This window comes from Streptomyces sp. NPDC049970, assembly GCF_040660235.1.
Classification (GTDB): Bacteria; Actinomycetota; Actinomycetes; order Streptomycetales; family Streptomycetaceae; genus Streptomyces.
In genome coordinates this window covers 452,071-467,351 of record NZ_JBFALP010000004.1, presented here as the reverse complement: position 1 = coordinate 467,351, position 15,281 = coordinate 452,071, and the positions used below count along the sequence as shown (strand labels likewise).

At 71.6% G+C, this 15,281-nt stretch carries 16 protein-coding genes; 9 read left to right on the top strand and 7 right to left on the bottom strand.

The features are described from left to right. Positions 1-67: 67 nt before the first annotated feature. Both AB0I83_RS10885 and AB0I83_RS10880 read left to right on the top strand, forming a co-directional pair. Positions 68-634 (top strand): Uma2 family endonuclease, encoded by a 567-nt coding sequence (locus AB0I83_RS10885; RefSeq protein WP_363304342.1) that lies wholly within the window; start codon positions 68-70, stop codon positions 632-634. Between the two features lie 317 nt (positions 635-951). After that, positions 952-4,176, top strand: coding sequence for a tetratricopeptide repeat protein (locus tag AB0I83_RS10880; protein WP_363304341.1), 3,225 nt, complete (start codon positions 952-954; stop codon positions 4,174-4,176). Between the two features lie 39 nt (positions 4,177-4,215). On the opposite strand, the gene AB0I83_RS10875 is transcribed toward AB0I83_RS10880, so the two are convergent. Both AB0I83_RS10875 and mca read right to left on the bottom strand, forming a co-directional pair. Further along, complete coding sequence (locus AB0I83_RS10875) at positions 4,216-4,479, bottom strand: hypothetical protein (protein ID WP_356535249.1); 264 nt, start codon at positions 4,477-4,479, stop codon at positions 4,216-4,218. Between the two features lies 1 nt (position 4,480). Further along, entirely contained in the window at positions 4,481-5,362 is an 882-nt protein-coding gene (mca, locus tag AB0I83_RS10870) for a mycothiol conjugate amidase Mca (protein WP_356535250.1), read from the bottom strand. Between the two features lie 97 nt (positions 5,363-5,459). Here mca and AB0I83_RS10865 point away from each other — a divergent pair, with 97 nt between their 5' ends. Beyond that, entirely contained in the window at positions 5,460-5,864 is a 405-nt protein-coding gene (locus AB0I83_RS10865; protein WP_356535251.1) for a DUF4307 domain-containing protein, read from the top strand. 191 nt (positions 5,865-6,055) lie between these two features. Continuing rightward, the gene (gene greA / locus AB0I83_RS10860) at positions 6,056-6,553 is read left to right on the top strand and encodes a transcription elongation factor GreA (RefSeq protein ID WP_356535252.1); all 498 of its coding nucleotides are present in this window, start codon (positions 6,056-6,058) and stop codon (positions 6,551-6,553) included. A 65-nt stretch (positions 6,554-6,618) separates the two neighbouring features. Here greA and AB0I83_RS10855 read toward each other — a convergent pair whose 3' ends face one another. From AB0I83_RS10855 to ilvA, 3 genes are all read right to left on the bottom strand, one after another. Further along, positions 6,619-7,422, bottom strand: a complete 804-nt coding sequence (locus AB0I83_RS10855) for an ABC transporter permease (protein WP_356535298.1) — start codon at positions 7,420-7,422, stop codon at positions 6,619-6,621. 53 nt (positions 7,423-7,475) lie between these two features. Beyond that, positions 7,476-8,480 carry an ATP-binding cassette domain-containing protein gene (locus AB0I83_RS10850; RefSeq protein ID WP_356535253.1) on the bottom strand — a complete coding sequence of 335 codons (1,005 nt, stop codon included), beginning with the start codon at positions 8,478-8,480 and terminating at the stop codon, positions 7,476-7,478. 175 nt (positions 8,481-8,655) lie between these two features. Further along, on the bottom strand, positions 8,656-9,885 hold the full coding sequence (gene ilvA, locus AB0I83_RS10845) for a threonine ammonia-lyase (RefSeq protein WP_356535254.1): 1,230 nt from the start codon (positions 9,883-9,885) through the stop codon (positions 8,656-8,658). A 157-nt stretch (positions 9,886-10,042) separates the two neighbouring features. On the opposite strand from ilvA, the gene AB0I83_RS10840 reads away from it, so the two are divergent. Beyond that, positions 10,043-10,573 carry a MarR family transcriptional regulator gene (locus AB0I83_RS10840; protein WP_356535255.1) on the top strand — a complete coding sequence of 177 codons (531 nt, stop codon included), beginning with the start codon at positions 10,043-10,045 and terminating at the stop codon, positions 10,571-10,573. 97 nt (positions 10,574-10,670) lie between these two features. Then, positions 10,671-10,862, top strand: coding sequence for a DUF1059 domain-containing protein (locus AB0I83_RS10835; RefSeq protein WP_356535256.1), 192 nt, complete (start codon positions 10,671-10,673; stop codon positions 10,860-10,862). Positions 10,863-10,920: 58 nt separating this feature from the next. Here the strand turns inward: AB0I83_RS10835 and AB0I83_RS10830 are convergent, their stop codons facing one another. Next, positions 10,921-12,066 carry a cystathionine gamma-synthase gene (locus tag AB0I83_RS10830; protein ID WP_356535257.1) on the bottom strand — a complete coding sequence of 382 codons (1,146 nt, stop codon included), beginning with the start codon at positions 12,064-12,066 and terminating at the stop codon, positions 10,921-10,923. A 79-nt stretch (positions 12,067-12,145) separates the two neighbouring features. On the opposite strand from AB0I83_RS10830, the gene AB0I83_RS10825 reads away from it, so the two are divergent. The 3 genes from AB0I83_RS10825 (at position 12,146) to msrA (ending at position 14,212) form a co-directional block, all read left to right on the top strand. Further along, complete coding sequence (locus tag AB0I83_RS10825) at positions 12,146-13,249, top strand: hypothetical protein (RefSeq protein WP_356535258.1); 1,104 nt, start codon at positions 12,146-12,148, stop codon at positions 13,247-13,249. Positions 13,250-13,279: 30 nt separating this feature from the next. Then, positions 13,280-13,438 (top strand): hypothetical protein, encoded by a 159-nt coding sequence (locus AB0I83_RS10820; protein ID WP_356535259.1) that lies wholly within the window; start codon positions 13,280-13,282, stop codon positions 13,436-13,438. A 69-nt stretch (positions 13,439-13,507) separates the two neighbouring features. Continuing rightward, positions 13,508-14,212: a peptide-methionine (S)-S-oxide reductase MsrA gene (msrA, locus tag AB0I83_RS10815; RefSeq protein WP_356535260.1), complete on the top strand. Its 705-nt coding sequence runs from the start codon at positions 13,508-13,510 to the stop codon at positions 14,210-14,212. Between the two features lie 68 nt (positions 14,213-14,280). On the opposite strand, the gene AB0I83_RS10810 is transcribed toward msrA, so the two are convergent. Further along, positions 14,281-15,027, bottom strand: a complete 747-nt coding sequence (locus AB0I83_RS10810) for a lipase (RefSeq protein ID WP_363304340.1) — start codon at positions 15,025-15,027, stop codon at positions 14,281-14,283. Between the last annotated feature and the right edge of the window lie 254 nt (positions 15,028-15,281).

Below are 15,281 nucleotides of genomic sequence, written 5' to 3'. Positions count from 1 at the left end.
CACCTCGGAACAGTGGGGTGGGCGCAGCAGTGCCGGACCTGCCAAGGCTCCTCGAAGGAGGTGCACCATGACCGCCGAAATGGTGGCGCCCGCGTGGATGCACACGCAGATCAGTGCGGAGCAGTACGACTCCTGGTCCGAGGAGCAGTGCGCCGGCATCGAGATCGTGGACGGGATGGTCGTCGTGAGCCCGAGCGCCTCCAAGCGGCACGACCGGCCGGCCCGAATCCTGGCCAATGCCCTGGACGCCGCCGCCGGCCCGGACTGGAACGCCGACACCGACTTCGACGTCCGCCTGCAGGACGTTCCCCTGACCAACCGCCGCCCGGACGTCAGCGTCTACCGGGCGGAGACCATCGACCTCACGCCCACCCGCCCCGAGCACGTACTCCTGGTCGTCGAGGTCGTATCGCCTGGCTCGGAGACGACGGACCGTATCGTGAAGTTGGACCAGTACGCCAAGTCCGGCATCCCCTTCTACTGGCGGGTCGAACAGGCCGCCACCGGCGTCCCGATCGTCTACACCTACGTCCTCGACCCCGCCACCAAGGCTTACAGGGACGGCGAGATGTTCACCGGCACGGTGAAGGCCACGGCGCCTTTCTCCATCACAGTCGATCTTGGGGACATGTAGAGAGCGGAGCTTTCGACGGTTGGCCGGTGGTGCCCGCATCGCTTTCTTCGCGGACCGATCGGGACGCTCTCCTCATCGCTGATGGAAGGCAGCCGTCCCCGGCCGCACCCGGCGAGGCAATCGTCTGGATCCGCACCGATGACGGACACGGCTCCGCGCTGATCACCGCGTTCGCAGGCAGGCCGTCCGCGCCCCCTCGTACCGCCGCTCCCCCGCCGCCTGATCGCCTCGCTCCCTCGCGCCGACGGACCGTAAGCAGGACACTGGGTGCCCACGACAAGCGGTCGGGGCGAAGTAGCGGACACCTGGGGGGACGCATGCGGGACAGCCATCGGGCGGAGGCCGAAAGGCTGTTGGTACGCGCAGTGGAGGAGGAGGTACGGCGGACGGGCGGGCGCACCGACTCCGCCGCGCTGCTGACGCGTGCGCGGGAAGCGCTCGACGCCATGGCCGCGGGCGCGGCGGAGGAGTACGCCGCGTACACGCAGGCGCTCGACGCCGCCGAGGCCGGGCGGCAGCCGCTGTCCGAGCGGTTCAGCCGGGCGGCACTCACAACGCCGTTGCTGGTCACGGGTGTCGCGGCGGCGGCCGCCTTCGGCGCGGACCTGGCGCTCGGTACCGCGACGGGTCTGGCGGCGGGGGCGGGAGCGGTGGTCGCGCTCGCCGGGACGACGGCGACGGTCGCACGGGTGACCGCGTCCCACTGGCCCGCCGCACACCACAGGGCGGGCGAGCTGAACCAGCCCGGCGGCCCCGGACAGCTGCGGTTGCAGTGGCTGACGGCCCTGGAGGTACGGGGCATCCGCCCCTTCCTCGACCAGCAGCGCATGCTGACCGCCGCGGCCCGCCCGGCGAAGAAGTCCACCGCGTCCGTGGTGGCGCAGCTGCGCGGCGGGGACCGCAGCGCGGCCGCACGCACCCGCTCACTCCTCGAACAGTCCTTCACCCATCTGCCGTCCGTGGACGGCCCGTTCGCGGGACGTCGCGGTGAACTGGCCCAGATCGCGCAGTGGGTGCACGCCGCCCGCGCCGCGACGGAGACCAGGCCGGCCGTCGTGGTGCTGCACGGTGCGCCCGGCGCCGGGCGCACCACCCTCGCCGTACGGGCCGCGCACGCGCTCAGGGACCAGTTCCGGGGGGCGTGCGTGGTGGACCTGCGGGGCGACGTGGCCGGGGAGGCCCCGCTGTCGACCCGGGACGCTCTGCTCCACCTCCTCAACCGGCTGGGCGCTCCGCGCGAGCAGCTCCTCTTCCGGGAGGGGGCGACGGCCGAACAGCAGGTGCGGCGCCTGAGCGAGCTGTACCACCAGCACCTCACCGGCACCCCGGTCACGATCGTCCTGGACGACGCCACCGACGCCGCGCAGATCCGCACGCTGCTGCCCGAGCGCTCCGACAGCCTCGTCCTCGTCACCGCCCGCGAGCGCCTCGACCTGCCCGACGACATCCCGGCACGGGTGCACCACCTGCCCGTCGGCGGCCTGGACGCCGCGGGCGCCGAGGAGTTGCTGCGCGAGACGGCGCAGGACGAGGAGGGCGGCCCGTACGACTACCCGTCGACCGAGACCGTCGTCGAGCTGTGCGGCTCGCTGCCGCTCGCCCTGCGCGTCGCGGGCTCCTCGCTCGGCGCGCGCACCCGGGCCGAGCTGGCGTCCGCCCTCGGCGCGTACGGTCCGGTCGCGCCCGTCGAGCGGGCCCTGTGGCTGCGCTACACCGACCAGCCGGAGGCGGCACGCCGGCTGCTGCGGCGCCTCGCGCTCGCCGGGCGCGCCAGCCTCGGGGCGGCTGCCGCCGCCTCGCTGCTGTCCTCGGACGAGCAGGAGGCGGGCCGGCTGCTGGAGTCCCTGGCCCGCGCCGGGCTGCTGGTCCACGTGCGCGGCGCGCGCTACCGGCTGCACGACCTCGTGCGGGACTTCGCGCTGGCCAGGCTGCTCGACGAGGAGACGGCGGCGGACCGTACCGCCGCGCAGGAGCGCCTCGTCCAGAACTACGCCGAGCTCGCCGACGCGGTGATCCGCATGGTGGACGGCAAGATGTCCACCCGCGCGGGGCAGTTCGGCTCGCACGGCTTCGGTTCGCTGGACGCGGCGCTGCGCTGGCTGGACGACGAGTCCAGCTTCATCACCTCGGCGCTGCGGCACGCGGAGGGCGTCGACCAGGGCGCGGTCCTGCACCTGCTGGGTGCCCTGTGCGACTACTGCCTGCTGCGCGGGGACCTGTACCGGCTCGGTGAGATCAGCGAGTTGACGCAGGCAGTCGACCACGGGCTCCTGGAACGGTCGGTCCAGTGGCGTACGGGCATCGCGGCCCGGCAGCTCGGCGAGCTCGACAAGGCCCGCACGACACTGTCCTCGGTCGTCGGCCTCTACCGCGAGGCGCAGAACGACGCGGGCGCCGCCCTGGCCCTGTGCTCGCTCGGCATCACGCTGCACCACCAGGGCAACCTGACGGAGGCCTCGGCCCGGCTGCGGGAGGCACTGGCACTGCAGGCCTCCCCCGAGCAGGCGGAGGACCGCGCCTGGTCACTGCACGCCCTGGCCGCCGTCGAGCGCGACCGGGCCGACCTGCCCGAGGCACTGGCCCTGCTGGACACCGCGCTGACCCTCCACCGCGAGGGCGAGTCGCTGCACGGCGAGGCCTGGTCCCACTTCCAGCTCGGCCAGGTCTGCCTGCGGATGGGCGAGGTCGCACGCGCCGAGGAGGAGCTGAACACCGCGCTCGACCTGTACGGCCGCACCCGTGACGAGCGCGGCGAGGCCTGGGCGCTGACCCAGCTGGCCCGCGCCCGGCTGATGGACGCGGACAGCGGCACACCCCCGGCGGTGGAACAGCTGCGCGAGGCCCTCGCCCGGCACCGCGGCAACGAGGACGCGCGGGGCGAGGCCTGGACGCGCTACTACCTGGGGCAGGCCCTGGAGGAGGAGGGCGACAGCGACCAGGGCGTACGCGAGTTGGAGCGGGCCCGCACGATGTTCTCCCGGATGCGGGACGTGTACGGCCTGGCGTGCGCCCGGCACCACTCGGGGCGGGTCACCCGTGACCAGCGGGCCGCGCAGACGGGCAACCTGCGCAACTCCGGCTTCGCCCGGCAGCTGCTGGTGGACGCCCGCGCCGACTTCCGCCGGATCGGGGTGCCCCACGGGGAGGCGTGGACCTGCCTGGAGCTGGCGCTGATCGACGGCGGCAACAACCGCGCGGCGCAGGCGCTGGAGCTCTGCGGCGAGGCGATCACCCTGTTCGGCTCGTACGGCGACGTCCGGGGCGGCGACTGGGCGGCGTTCCTGCGGTGCACACTGCTGCCCTACGCCTCACCGGGCGGCAGCGAGGTGGGCACGGCGGTGGCCCAGCAGGAGCTCACCGATCTGCTGGAGGCCGCCCACCCGCTGCGGGACCCCGGGCTGGAGCGCTGTGTGGAGGCGTTCGGGGTCGTGCTGAACCGCGGGATCGACCTGGACGACGGCTGGCAGGCATGGCGCCTGGGCCTGACCCCGTCCCGGCACGCCCGTGAGGTGATGGGGGTGCCGGTGGGCGTGCGTCCGTAGACGGCCGTCGAGCGGGCGGGGCCGTCGCGCCCCGCCCGGTCAGCCCTTGGCCGCGGTGCTCTTCCTGCCGTCGGCCGCCTCCGGCTTCCCGGCCCCGGACGCGGGCTCCGCCGAAGCCGGGTCGGGGGCCTCCTCGAAGTCGACCCTGCCCATGTGGCGGTTCATCGACTTCATCAGGAACCAGACCCCCACGGCGAGCGCCGCGAAGACGAGGAAGCCGAGGACGCCGGGTGTCACCTTGTTCTTGTCGAGCTCGTCGGCGGCGAACGGGACGAGCTGCGTCAGTGCCTGGGTCGCGTACATATCAGGCATTGTCGCGGATGCCCGCGAAGAGGTCGCTCTCGGGGAGGGAGGTATCGACCAGAGACTTGGCGAGCTCGTACTCCTCGGTCGGCCAGACCTCCCGCTGGATGTCCATGGGGACCCGGAACCAGCCGCCGTCCGGATCGATCTGCGTCGCGTGCGCGATCAGCGCCTTGTCGCGGATCTCGAAGAAGTCGGCGCACGGCACGTGCGTGGTCAGCGTGCGTTCGGCGCGCTCGAACTCCTTCCAGCGCTCCAGCCAGTCGCCGTACGGGGACTCAAGCCCGCGGGCCAGGAGCGCCTCGTGCAGGGCGACGGTGCGCGGCTTGTTGAAGCCCTGGTTGTAGTAGAGCTTCCGCGGCTGCCAGGCCGGGCCGAACCGCGCCTCGGGGAACCGCTCGGTGTCCGCGGCGCCGTCGAAGGCGATCATCGAGATGGTGTGGGTCTTGATGTGGTCGGGGTGCGGGTAACCGCCGTTCTCGTCGTAGGTGGTGATCACCTGCGGCCGGAACGCCCGGATCTTCGCGACTAGACGCCCCGCCGCCGTCTCGTCGTCCTCCAGCGCGAAGCAGCCCTCGGGCAGCGGCGGCAGCGGGTCGCCCTCGGGCAGACCCGAGTCGACGAAGCCGAGCCAAGCCTGCTCGACGCCCAGGATCTCCCGGGCCTCGTCCATCTCCTTCTTGCGCACCTCGTGGATGTTCGCCTCGATGTACGCGTCCCCCTGGAGCTTGGGGTTGAGAATGGATCCCCGTTCGCCGCCTGTGCAGGTGACGACCAGGACGTCCACCCCCTCGGACACGTACTTGGCCATGGTGGCCGCGCCCTTGCTCGACTCGTCGTCGGGGTGGGCGTGGACGGCCATCAGTCTCAGCTGCTCGGTCAAGACTCGGTCCTCAGTGATTGGTCGCAATGGTCGGCTTCTATAGTGACTGAACCGGGGGGTGGAAAATTCCTCGATCCCCTGTACGGGAGGAACGATCATGGCAGCGGTGCGCGAAGCCTTGCCCGACGGGCGTTACGGCAGCTCCGGGGACCAGCGCGCGGACCGCAAGCTCAAGATCGTCGGCTCGGTGCTGGGCGTCGCCTTCCTCGCCATGATCGGCTGGTTCGGCTACGACTACGTGGCGGGCCAGGACATCAGCGCCGAACTCATCAAGTCCAAGGTCGTCTCGGACGGCCGGGCCGAGGCCCATCTGGAGGTCCGCAAGGAACGGGACGCCGAGGGGCACTGCACGCTCCGTGCCCTGAGCGAGGACGGCGCGGAGGTGGGCCGCGCGGACTTCAGGTTCGACGAGCGCTCCGACCGGATCGACCGGGTCCTCTCGCTGCGCACCACCTCCAGGGCGACCGCGGTGGAGCTCATGGCGTGTACCGCCGACAGCTGACGGCATCGCGAGGCGCGCGCCGCCGGTGATGCGCACGCTCCCACGCCGACCTGCGCGGACGCGCTTGTGATCGATTACCTTCTCCCCCTTTTCGCGCGGAATTGTTAGGCTCGTTGTTTCGCCCACCCGTGGCAGCGCATGCTTGGGGTAGGGCGTTGCTTTGTATTCCCAGCACCGACGAGGAGCACCCTGTGACCCAGACCAGCGATAACGTCACCTGGCTCACGCCGGAGGCGTACAACCAGCTGAAGGCGGAGCTGGACCACCTCTCTGGTCCCGCGCGCACGGAGATCTCCGTCAAGATCGCGGCGGCCCGTGAGGAAGGTGACCTCCGTGAGAACGGCGGGTACCACGCGGCCAAGGAGGAGCAGGGCAAGATGGAGCTCCGAGTCCGCCAGCTGACCCAGCTCCTGGAGCACGCGAAGGTCGGCGAGGCCCCCGCCGACGACGGCGTGGTCGAGCCCGGCATGGTCGTGACGATCGCCTTCGACGGCGACCCGGACGACACGGTCACCTTCCTGCTCGCCTCCCGCGAGTACGCGAGCACGGACATCGAGACCTACTCCCCCCAGTCCCCGCTCGGCACGGGCGTGAACGGCAAGAGGGTGGGCGACGAAGCGGACTACGAGCTCCCGAACGGCAAGAAGGCCTCGGTGAAGATCATCTCCGCGAAGCCCTACCAGGGCTGACCCCGTGGCACACACACGGAGCCCCGGCCGCAGGCGCGGCCGGGGCTCCGTCGTGCGCAGGTGGGTCAGACGGTCGCCGAGCGGTACTTGCGGACCGCCAGGGTGCGGAAGACCACGATGATCAGCACCGACCACATCACCGAGGCGAGGATCGGGTGCTGCATGGGCCAGGCGTCCGGGGTGACGAAGCCGGGCGGCAGGTTGCCGAACAGCTCACGGCAGGCCTGCACGGTCGCGCTGAACGGATTCCACTCGGCGATGTAGCGCAGGACGGTCGGCATCTGGTTGGCGTCCACGAAGGCGTTCGAGATGAACGTCAGCGGGAAGAGCCAGATCAGCCCGCCCGAGGTGGCCGCCTCCGGGGTGCGCACGACGAGGCCGATCAGCGCGCCGATCCAGGAGAAGGCGTAGCCGAGGAGGAGCAGCAGCAGGAAGCCGAGCAGCACCTTGGCGAAGTTCTCGTGGGTCCGCCAGCCGATGATCAGCGCGACGCCGGCGAGCACGACGAGGGTGAGCGCGGTCTGCACCAGGTCGGCGAGGGTACGTCCGGTGAGGACGGCGCCCCGGGCCATCGGCAGCGACCTGAAGCGGTCGATCAGCCCCTTGTGCATGTCGTCGGCGATGCCCGCACCCGCGCCGGCGGTGGCGAAGGTGACGGTCTGGGCGAAGATCCCGGCCATCAGGAACTCGCGGTAGTCCGCGGACGAGATGGTGCTGCCGACCTTGATGGAGCCGCCGAACACATAGGTGAACAGCACCACGAACATGATGGGCTGCACCAGACCGAAGATCACCATCTCGGGGATCCTGATCATGCGGATCAGATTCCGCTTGGCGACGACCAGGGAGTCGGCGACGGACCGCCGGATCGCCCCCCGGGACTTGAGCGGCGCTACGGCCGACGTGTCCGTGACGGTGGTGGTCACCGGCCGTCCTCCTTCGGGCCCTGAGCGGCCTCGGTCGACGGGTCCTGGCCGTTCTTCTCCAGCTCGGCGGCGTGACCGGTGAGCGAGATGAAGACGTCGTCGAGAGTGGGGCGGCGCAGCCCGATGTCGTCGATCTCCACGCCGTGGGTGTCGAGGTCCCGGATGACCTCGGCGAGCAGCTTGGCGCCGCCGGTGACGGGCACGGTCAGCTTGCGGGTGTGCTCCGCGACGGCGATCTCGCCCTTGCCGTACGTGGCGAGCACCGAGCGGGCCGGCGCGATCTGGTCGGGCTGGTGGACGACCACCTCGACGCGTTCGCCGCCGGTGCGTGCCTTGAGCGCGTCGGACGTGCCGCGGGCGATCACCTTGCCGTGGTCGATGACGCAGATGTCGTGGGCGAGGTGGTCGGCCTCCTCCAGGTACTGGGTGGTCAGCAGCAGCGTCGTACCGCCGGCGACGAGCTCCTGTATGACCTCCCACAGCTGCTGCCTGTTGCGTGGGTCGAGGCCCGTGGTGGGCTCGTCCATGAACATCACCGGCGGGGAGACGACGAGCGCCGCCGCGAGGTCCAGGCGGCGGCGCATCCCTCCGGAGTACGTCTTCGCGGTGCGGTCGGCCGCGTCGGCGAGGTTGAACCGCTCCAGGAGCTCGACGGCCCGCCTCTTCGCGTCGCGGGCGCTCATCTGGTAGAGCTGCCCGACCATCTGGAGGTTCTCGCGGCCCGTGAGGTACTCGTCGACGGCCGCGAACTGGCCGGAGAGACCGATCGAGCGGCGCACCGCGTCGGGGTCCCTCACCACGTCGATCCCCGCGACGACGGCCCGCCCGCTGTCCGGCTGGAGCAGGGTCGTCAGGACACGGACGGCGGTCGTCTTGCCGGCGCCGTTGGGCCCCAGCAGGCCGAGGACCGTGCCCTCGGGCACGTCGAGGTCGACCCCGTCCAGTGCTCGTACGTCGCCGAAGGTCTTCACCAGACCTTCGGCGTGGATGGCGCCTGGCATACGCAGCTCCCCCAGTTGTCTCGCGCGACTTCCTGAGCAGAATCCTAGGGACGCGGACCCTCCCGCGGCGGTAGGACAGGACTGCTCGGCGGTGCACATTAACGCGATACATCGCGACCGACAACCGGTTTGCGGATTCGCCCCCGGGCCCCGGCCGAGCGGGTACGGCAAGCCGTCAGGACAGCACCAGATAGCCCGCCGCCCGCAGGGCGGTGGCGACCTCCTCGCAGTGCGCGGGGCCCTTGGTCTCCAGATGCAGCTCCACCTCGGCCTCGGTGAGCCCGAGCCGCGGATCGGTCCGCACGTGGATCACGTCGAGGACGTTGGCGTCCGACACCGAGAGGGTCGCGAGCAGCGCGGCCAGGGCTCCGGGGCGGTCGGTGAGCCGGAGCCGCAGGCTCAGGTAGCGGCCCGCGGCGGCCATGCCGTGGGTCAGGATGCGCTGCATCAGCAGGGGGTCCACGTTGCCGCCGGAGAGCACGGCGACGACCGGCCCCCGGAAGGCCTTCGGGTCGCTCAGCAGGGCCGCGACCGGGCTCGCCCCGGCGGGCTCGACGACCATCTTCGCGCGCTCCAGGCACAGCAGCAGGGCGCTGGAGAGCTCGTCCTCGGAGACCGTGCGCACCTCGTCCACCAGCTCCTGGACCAGCGGGAACGTGAGGTCTCCCGGGCGCCCCACCTTGATCCCGTCGGCCATGGTCTGCACCTCGTCGAGCGCCACCGGGTACCCGGCGGACAGCGAGGGCGGATAGGCGGCCGCGCCCGCCGCCTGGACCCCGACGATCCGCACGTCCGGGCGCAGCGCCTTCACCGCGACGGCGATGCCGGCCGCGAGACCGCCCCCGCCCACACCGACGACGATCGTGCGGACCTCGGGGCACTGCTCGAGGATCTCCAGGCCCACCGTGCCCTGGCCCGCGATGATGTCCGGGTGGTCGAAGGGGTGGATGAAGACGGCGCCGGTCTCCTCGGCGTACTCCTGGGCCGCGGTGAGCGTCTCGTCGACGACCTGGCCGTGGAGCCGGACCTGGGCGCCGTACTCACGGGTGGCGGCGACCTTCGGCAGGGGCGCTCCGACGGGCATGAAGACCGTTGAACGTACGCCGAGCAGCGAGGACGCGAGTGCGACACCCTGCGCATGGTTTCCGGCACTGGCGGCCACCACTCCGGCCGCCCGCTCGACGGGGCTGAGGCCCGCGATCCGCACGTACGCCCCCCGCAGTTTGAACGAGCCCGTGCGCTGGAGGTTCTCGCACTTGAGGTGCACCGGCGCCCCGACGAGGGCGCTCAGATGGCGGCTGCCCTCCATCCCGGTCGTTCTGGCCACTCCGGAGAGCATCTTCTGCGCCCCGCGGACGTCGTCGAGGATCAGCGGGGGAAAAGGGCCGGACGTACGGAAGGTCATGACAGCAAGTCTTGCAGCTCGGGGCATCCGGAGCCGTCGTATCTCATGGCGGCCTGAGGGGGTGTCCACAGGTTTGTGCAGCGCTGGTACACGTTGCCCCGTGGCCGCGTACTCTGTCCCCCACCCATCCGACACCGCACGAAGAGAGCCCCCGGCCATGCCCCCTCAGGACATGACGACTGCCGCGTCTCCTTCCGGGGGCGCCGCCCCCGGACATCCGGGAACGGACCACCTCCTCGACGCTCTCCAGCACCAGGTGGCCGTCTTCGCCCGACGTGCCGAGCAGACCCGCCTCGGCGGTGTCGGCCAGGTCCGCAACTCGATGGACCGGGCCGCCTACCTGCTGCTCAACCGGCTCGACGTGGAAGGCCCCATGGGCGTCAAGGCGCTGGCCGCGGGCATGGGGATCGACTCCTCGACCGTGACCCGCCAGGTGGCGCCGCTCGTGGACACCGGGCTCGTCAAGCGGACCTCCCATCCGGAGGACGGACGGGCCGTCGTCCTCCAGCTGTCGCCCCGCGGCCAGTCCCGCCTGGAGGAGGTCCGCGCCTCGCGGCGCGAGCTGATGTCCCAGGTGACCGGCGGCTGGAGCGAGGACGAGCGCGACACGTTCTGTGCGCTGCTGACCCGGTTCAACGCCTCGCTGGCCGCCCGGCAGGCAGCGCACCAGCCGGCCCAGGACGGCTGACGGCGCTCCCCGCGGTCCGGGCCCGTCCGACGGGCTGTACGAGGTGCCGTACGGATCTATCCTGGAAGGGCCTGCACTCGTACACGAGGAGGCCGTCATGACACGGAAGATCGCCGACTGCCGCAAGTACCCGAGCGTCTCGAACTGCTCCCTCACCATCTCCGGTGAGGAGGACGAGGTGGTCCGGGCCGCCACCGAGCACGCGGTGTCGGTCCACGAGCACAAGGACAGCCCCGAGATGCGTGAGCAGATCCGGGCCTCGCTCGATGACGAGAAGGCCGCCGCCTGACCGACGGGTGGTGCCGTCCGGAGGCCGGGAACGCTCCCGGCCTCCGGACGGCGGCGCGTCAGCCCAGTGCCTGGGTCAGGTCGGCCAGCAGGTCGTCGGCGTTCTCGATGCCGACGGACAGCCGGACCAGGTCGCCCGGTACCTCCAGCGGGGAACCGGCGGCGGAGGCGTGCGTCATGCGGCCGGGGTGCTCCAGGAGCGACTCGACGCCACCCAGCGACTCACCGAGCGTGAAGAGCTTCGCGCGGTCGCAGACCTCGACCGCGGCCTCCTCGCCACCGGCGACACGGAAGGACACCATCCCGCCGAACGCCTTCATCTGCTTGGCGGCGACCTCGTGCCCCGGGTGCTCCGGCAGCCCCGGGTAGAGGACCTGCGTCACCTTGGGGTGCCGGGTCAGCAGGTCGGCGACCTTGGTGGCGTTCTCGTCGTGCCGGTCCATGCGGACCGCGAGGGTCTTGATGCCCCGCAGCACCAGCCACGCGTCGAACGGCCCCGCGACGGCCCCCATCGCGTTCTGGTGGTACGCCAGTTCCTCGGCGAGCTCCGGGTCACCGACGACGAGCGCGCCGCCGACGACGTCCGAGTGACCGCCCATGTACTTGGTGGTCGAGTGCACCACGACGTCGGCGCCGAGCGAGAGCGGCTGCTGGAGGTAGGGGCTGGCGAAGGTGTTGTCGACGACCAGCCGCACGCCCGCCTGCCTGGCGACTCCGGCGACGGCCTCGATGTCCGTGATGCCGAGCAGCGGGTTGGACGGGGTCTCCACCCAGATCGCCTTGGTACGGGGGGTGATCGCAGCCCGCACCGCGCTCACGTCCGAGGTGTCGGCCACCGAGAACTCCACACCCCAGCGCGAGGCGACCTTCGCGAACAGCCGGAAGGTGCCGCCGTAGGCGTCGTTCGGGATGACGACGTGGTCGCCGGGTACGAGCAGTGTCCGCAGGAGGCAGTCCTCCGCGGCGAGGCCGGAGGCGAAGGCGAGCCCGCGACGGCCGCCTTCCAGGGCCGCCAGGTTCTCCTCCAGCGCGGTGCGGGTCGGATTGGCGCTGCGGCTGTACTCGTAGCCGCCGCGCAGTCCTCCGACGCCGTCCTGCTTGTACGTGGACACCTGGTAGATCGGCGGGACCACTGCGCCGGTGAGGGGATCCGCCGTGTTGCCGGCGTGGATCGCGAGGGTCTCGAAGCTGTGCTGGTCGCTCATGGGGCCCGAGCGTAGTTCGTCCGGAGGGGTGTCACGGGCCACTCGCCGCCCCGATACCCGTCCGGGGACAATGGACCGCATGGAGATTCTGTGGTTCCTGCTCGCACTGCTCATGCTCGCCGCCGTGGTCGGCCCGGTCATGCTGCGGCGCCGTGGCGGTATCCGCCAGGTCGCACCCGGTTCGCCGGACGCCGCCGACCCCGACACCTACGGCTTCGCACGCCAGGAGGAACTGGACGTCCGGATGCCCGGACCGGACCAGGACCTCCTCGACGTCCTGGACGTCGTGCAGGGGACAGGGGCCTGGCGGGCCGCCTCGCAGCTGCTGGCGGGCACGCCCAAGGAGAGCGAGATCCGCTGGCAGCGGGTGCAGGCGTTCGCCGGCGCGGCCTCGCTGGAGCTGGCGCAGCGGCCCGGTGAGGGCGGGGCGTGGCTGCGGAAGTGGCGGGCCGAGGCCCCCAAGGACGCGGGCGCCGCGGCGGTGCACGCGGAGTTCCTGGTGCAGCAGGCCTGGCGCACCGGCACGGTGGGCACCGACGACTTCCGGATCATCCTGGAGGAGGCCCGTACGGTCTGCGGCGAGGCGGCCCTGCTGGCTCCGGGCGACCCCGTGCCGTACATCGTGGAGCTGGCCGTCGCCCGTGGGCTGGGGTACACCCACGAGCAGTTCGACCAGGTCTGGGCGAAGATCATCGACCGTGCCCCGGCGCACATGGGCGCGCACATCGCGGCCCTGCACTTCTGGTGCGAGAAGTGGCACGGATCCCGCGAGGACGCCGACCACTTCGCCACCGCTGCCGCCGCCCGCGCCCCGCAGGGCTCGCTGCTCGCCGCGCTGCCGCTGTTCGCCCTGTACGAGCATCTGCCCGAGGTCAACCTGGTGCACGGTTTCTACCAGGGCACCGCGGTGACCAAGGCGGTCGGGGGCGCGATGTTCGCGGTCCACGCGGCCCGGCCCGACGACCCGATGCTCGCCCATGCCCGGCACCTGCTGGTCCTCTTCCTCGTCCGCATGGAGCGCTGGTCGGAGGCCATGAACCAGCTCGTCCACATCGACGGCCACGTGGGCGCGCTGCCCTGGACCGAGAACCCCGACCCGGCCGCCGAGTACACGGTGTACCGGGCGCTGGCGGTCGCCGGTTACGAGGCCAACGGCGGCAGCCCCGCGACGCTGCTCCACTGACCCGCCACCTCCGGATTGGACAGGCACCCCATGACACGACTGATCCCACTGGTCCTGATAGCCCTCGCCGTGTACTTCTGGCTGCGCGCGCGGAGGAAGACCGCCGCCTACATGGCCTCCTACGAGCACCCGGCCCCCGCGTCGGGCGACGGCGGCGAGCGCCGCGATCCCCCGGCCCCGGCCGCCTGAGGGGCTGGAATCCACGGCGCTCCCGCGGCGTTGTACGTACTGAACCCCGACCCCCGGAGGAGCCCCCGCATGTTCCTGAACCACCGCACCCCGCAGCTCCCCACCCGCGAGGAGGCCCTGCGCGGCCGCCCCACCCCCGAGTTCACGGTGCCGTCCCGGCACACGGTCCTCGGCAACCCGCTGACCGGCCCGTATCCGCAGGGGCTTGAGGTCGCCGACTTCGCGCTGGGCTGTTTCTGGGGTGCCGAGCGCAAGTTCTGGCAGACCGAGGGCGTCTGGACCACGCTCGTGGGCTACCAGGGCGGCTACACCGAGAACCCGTCGTACGAGGAGGCCTGCTCGGGGCTGACGGGCCACACGGAGGCGGTCCGTGTGGTGTTCGACCCGCAGGTCGTCAGTTACGCGGAGCTGTTGAAGCTCTTCTGGGAGTCCCACAACCCGACCCAGGGCTTCCGCCAGGGCAACGACGTGGGCACGCAGTACCGCTCGGCGATCTACACGCACTCCCCCGAGCAGGCGGAGGGCGCGGCCGCGTCCCGCGAGGCGTACCAGCGGGTCCTGACCGGCGCCGGCTTCCGGGAGATCACCACGGAGATCCTCCCGGCCGAGGGGCGTACCTTCTGGCCCGCGGAGGCGTACCACCAGCAGTACCTCGACAAGAACCCGGACGGCTACTGCGGAATCGGCGGCACGGGCGCCACCCTGGAGTTCCCGTCGGAGACGAACTGGGGCCGCGCCTGCCCGACCGGCATCGCGCCGGCACCGGGGGCCTGACACCCCCGCGCAGACGCACGGCGCGCCCCGCCCAGGCATCCCGGTGCCGGGGACGGGGCGCGTCCGGTTCAGGAGGCGACGAATCGCGCGATCCGGCCCAGCACGATCGTGTCCGCGAGGTACCCGATGTGGGTCTGGCAGGCCACGTTGTTGTTCGTCGCACCGCTCAGCCGGGTGCTGGTGTACGGCAGGATGACGCCGTCGCACGCCGAGTACCAGGTGGCGTACCGGGTGTCACCCGGTGTCTCGTCGCCCGAGGTGATCTGGGAGATGAACGAGGAACCCGGGTACATCTGCTGACAGGTCGTGTAGATCAGGCAGGCGCCGGCGAAGGTCGTCCCGTGGTTCGCGCCGGCGATCGAGGCGAGGTGGCTGACGCTGGTGTTGCCGCCCAGCACCTTCAGGTAGTACTGGCTGACGAGGCCGCCCATCGAGTGGTTGACGATCGCCACCTTGCTCGCGCCGGTCCTGGACTTCACGTTGTTGACGAACGTGGCCAGGCCCTGGGCGTTGGTGATGTTGTTGCCGTAGGAGTTGTACTCGTACGCGAAGAGCTTGGAGCTGGACCATCCGTTGAGCTGGAAGACGCCCATGGCGGTGACCCAGTTCGAGGCGTTGCCCGTGTACCCGTGGACGAAGACGACGGGCGTGCTCGTCGACAGCGGCTGAACGGCGGCGCCGGCCTGCGACGCCGGGGCGGCGGTGGTGCCCGCGGGCTGGGCCGCGCCGGCCGTCGACGCCGATGAGAGCAGGGTGAACGCGACCGTGACGGCCGCGAGAACGCCGAGAAGCCGGCGGGGTGAGCGACGACGCATGGAGCACTCCTGACGGGGATGCGGGGATGCGGGTGCCTGACCCGACAAGAGTCGGGGTGCGAAGCCCGCGCGCCATCGGCGAATTCACCGGCGTCGGCCGCCGCCCGGTCCTCGCGTGAGCTCCCGCGCGACGTCCACCGCGGTCAGGGCCCGCGGTGGACGTCGCCCCATGGCAGAAGGAGTACACACCGATGCGTGCACTCGCCGGGCCGTCTGCCCGCACCCCCACGGCCCGGGCCGCCAGGCCGGGCCGT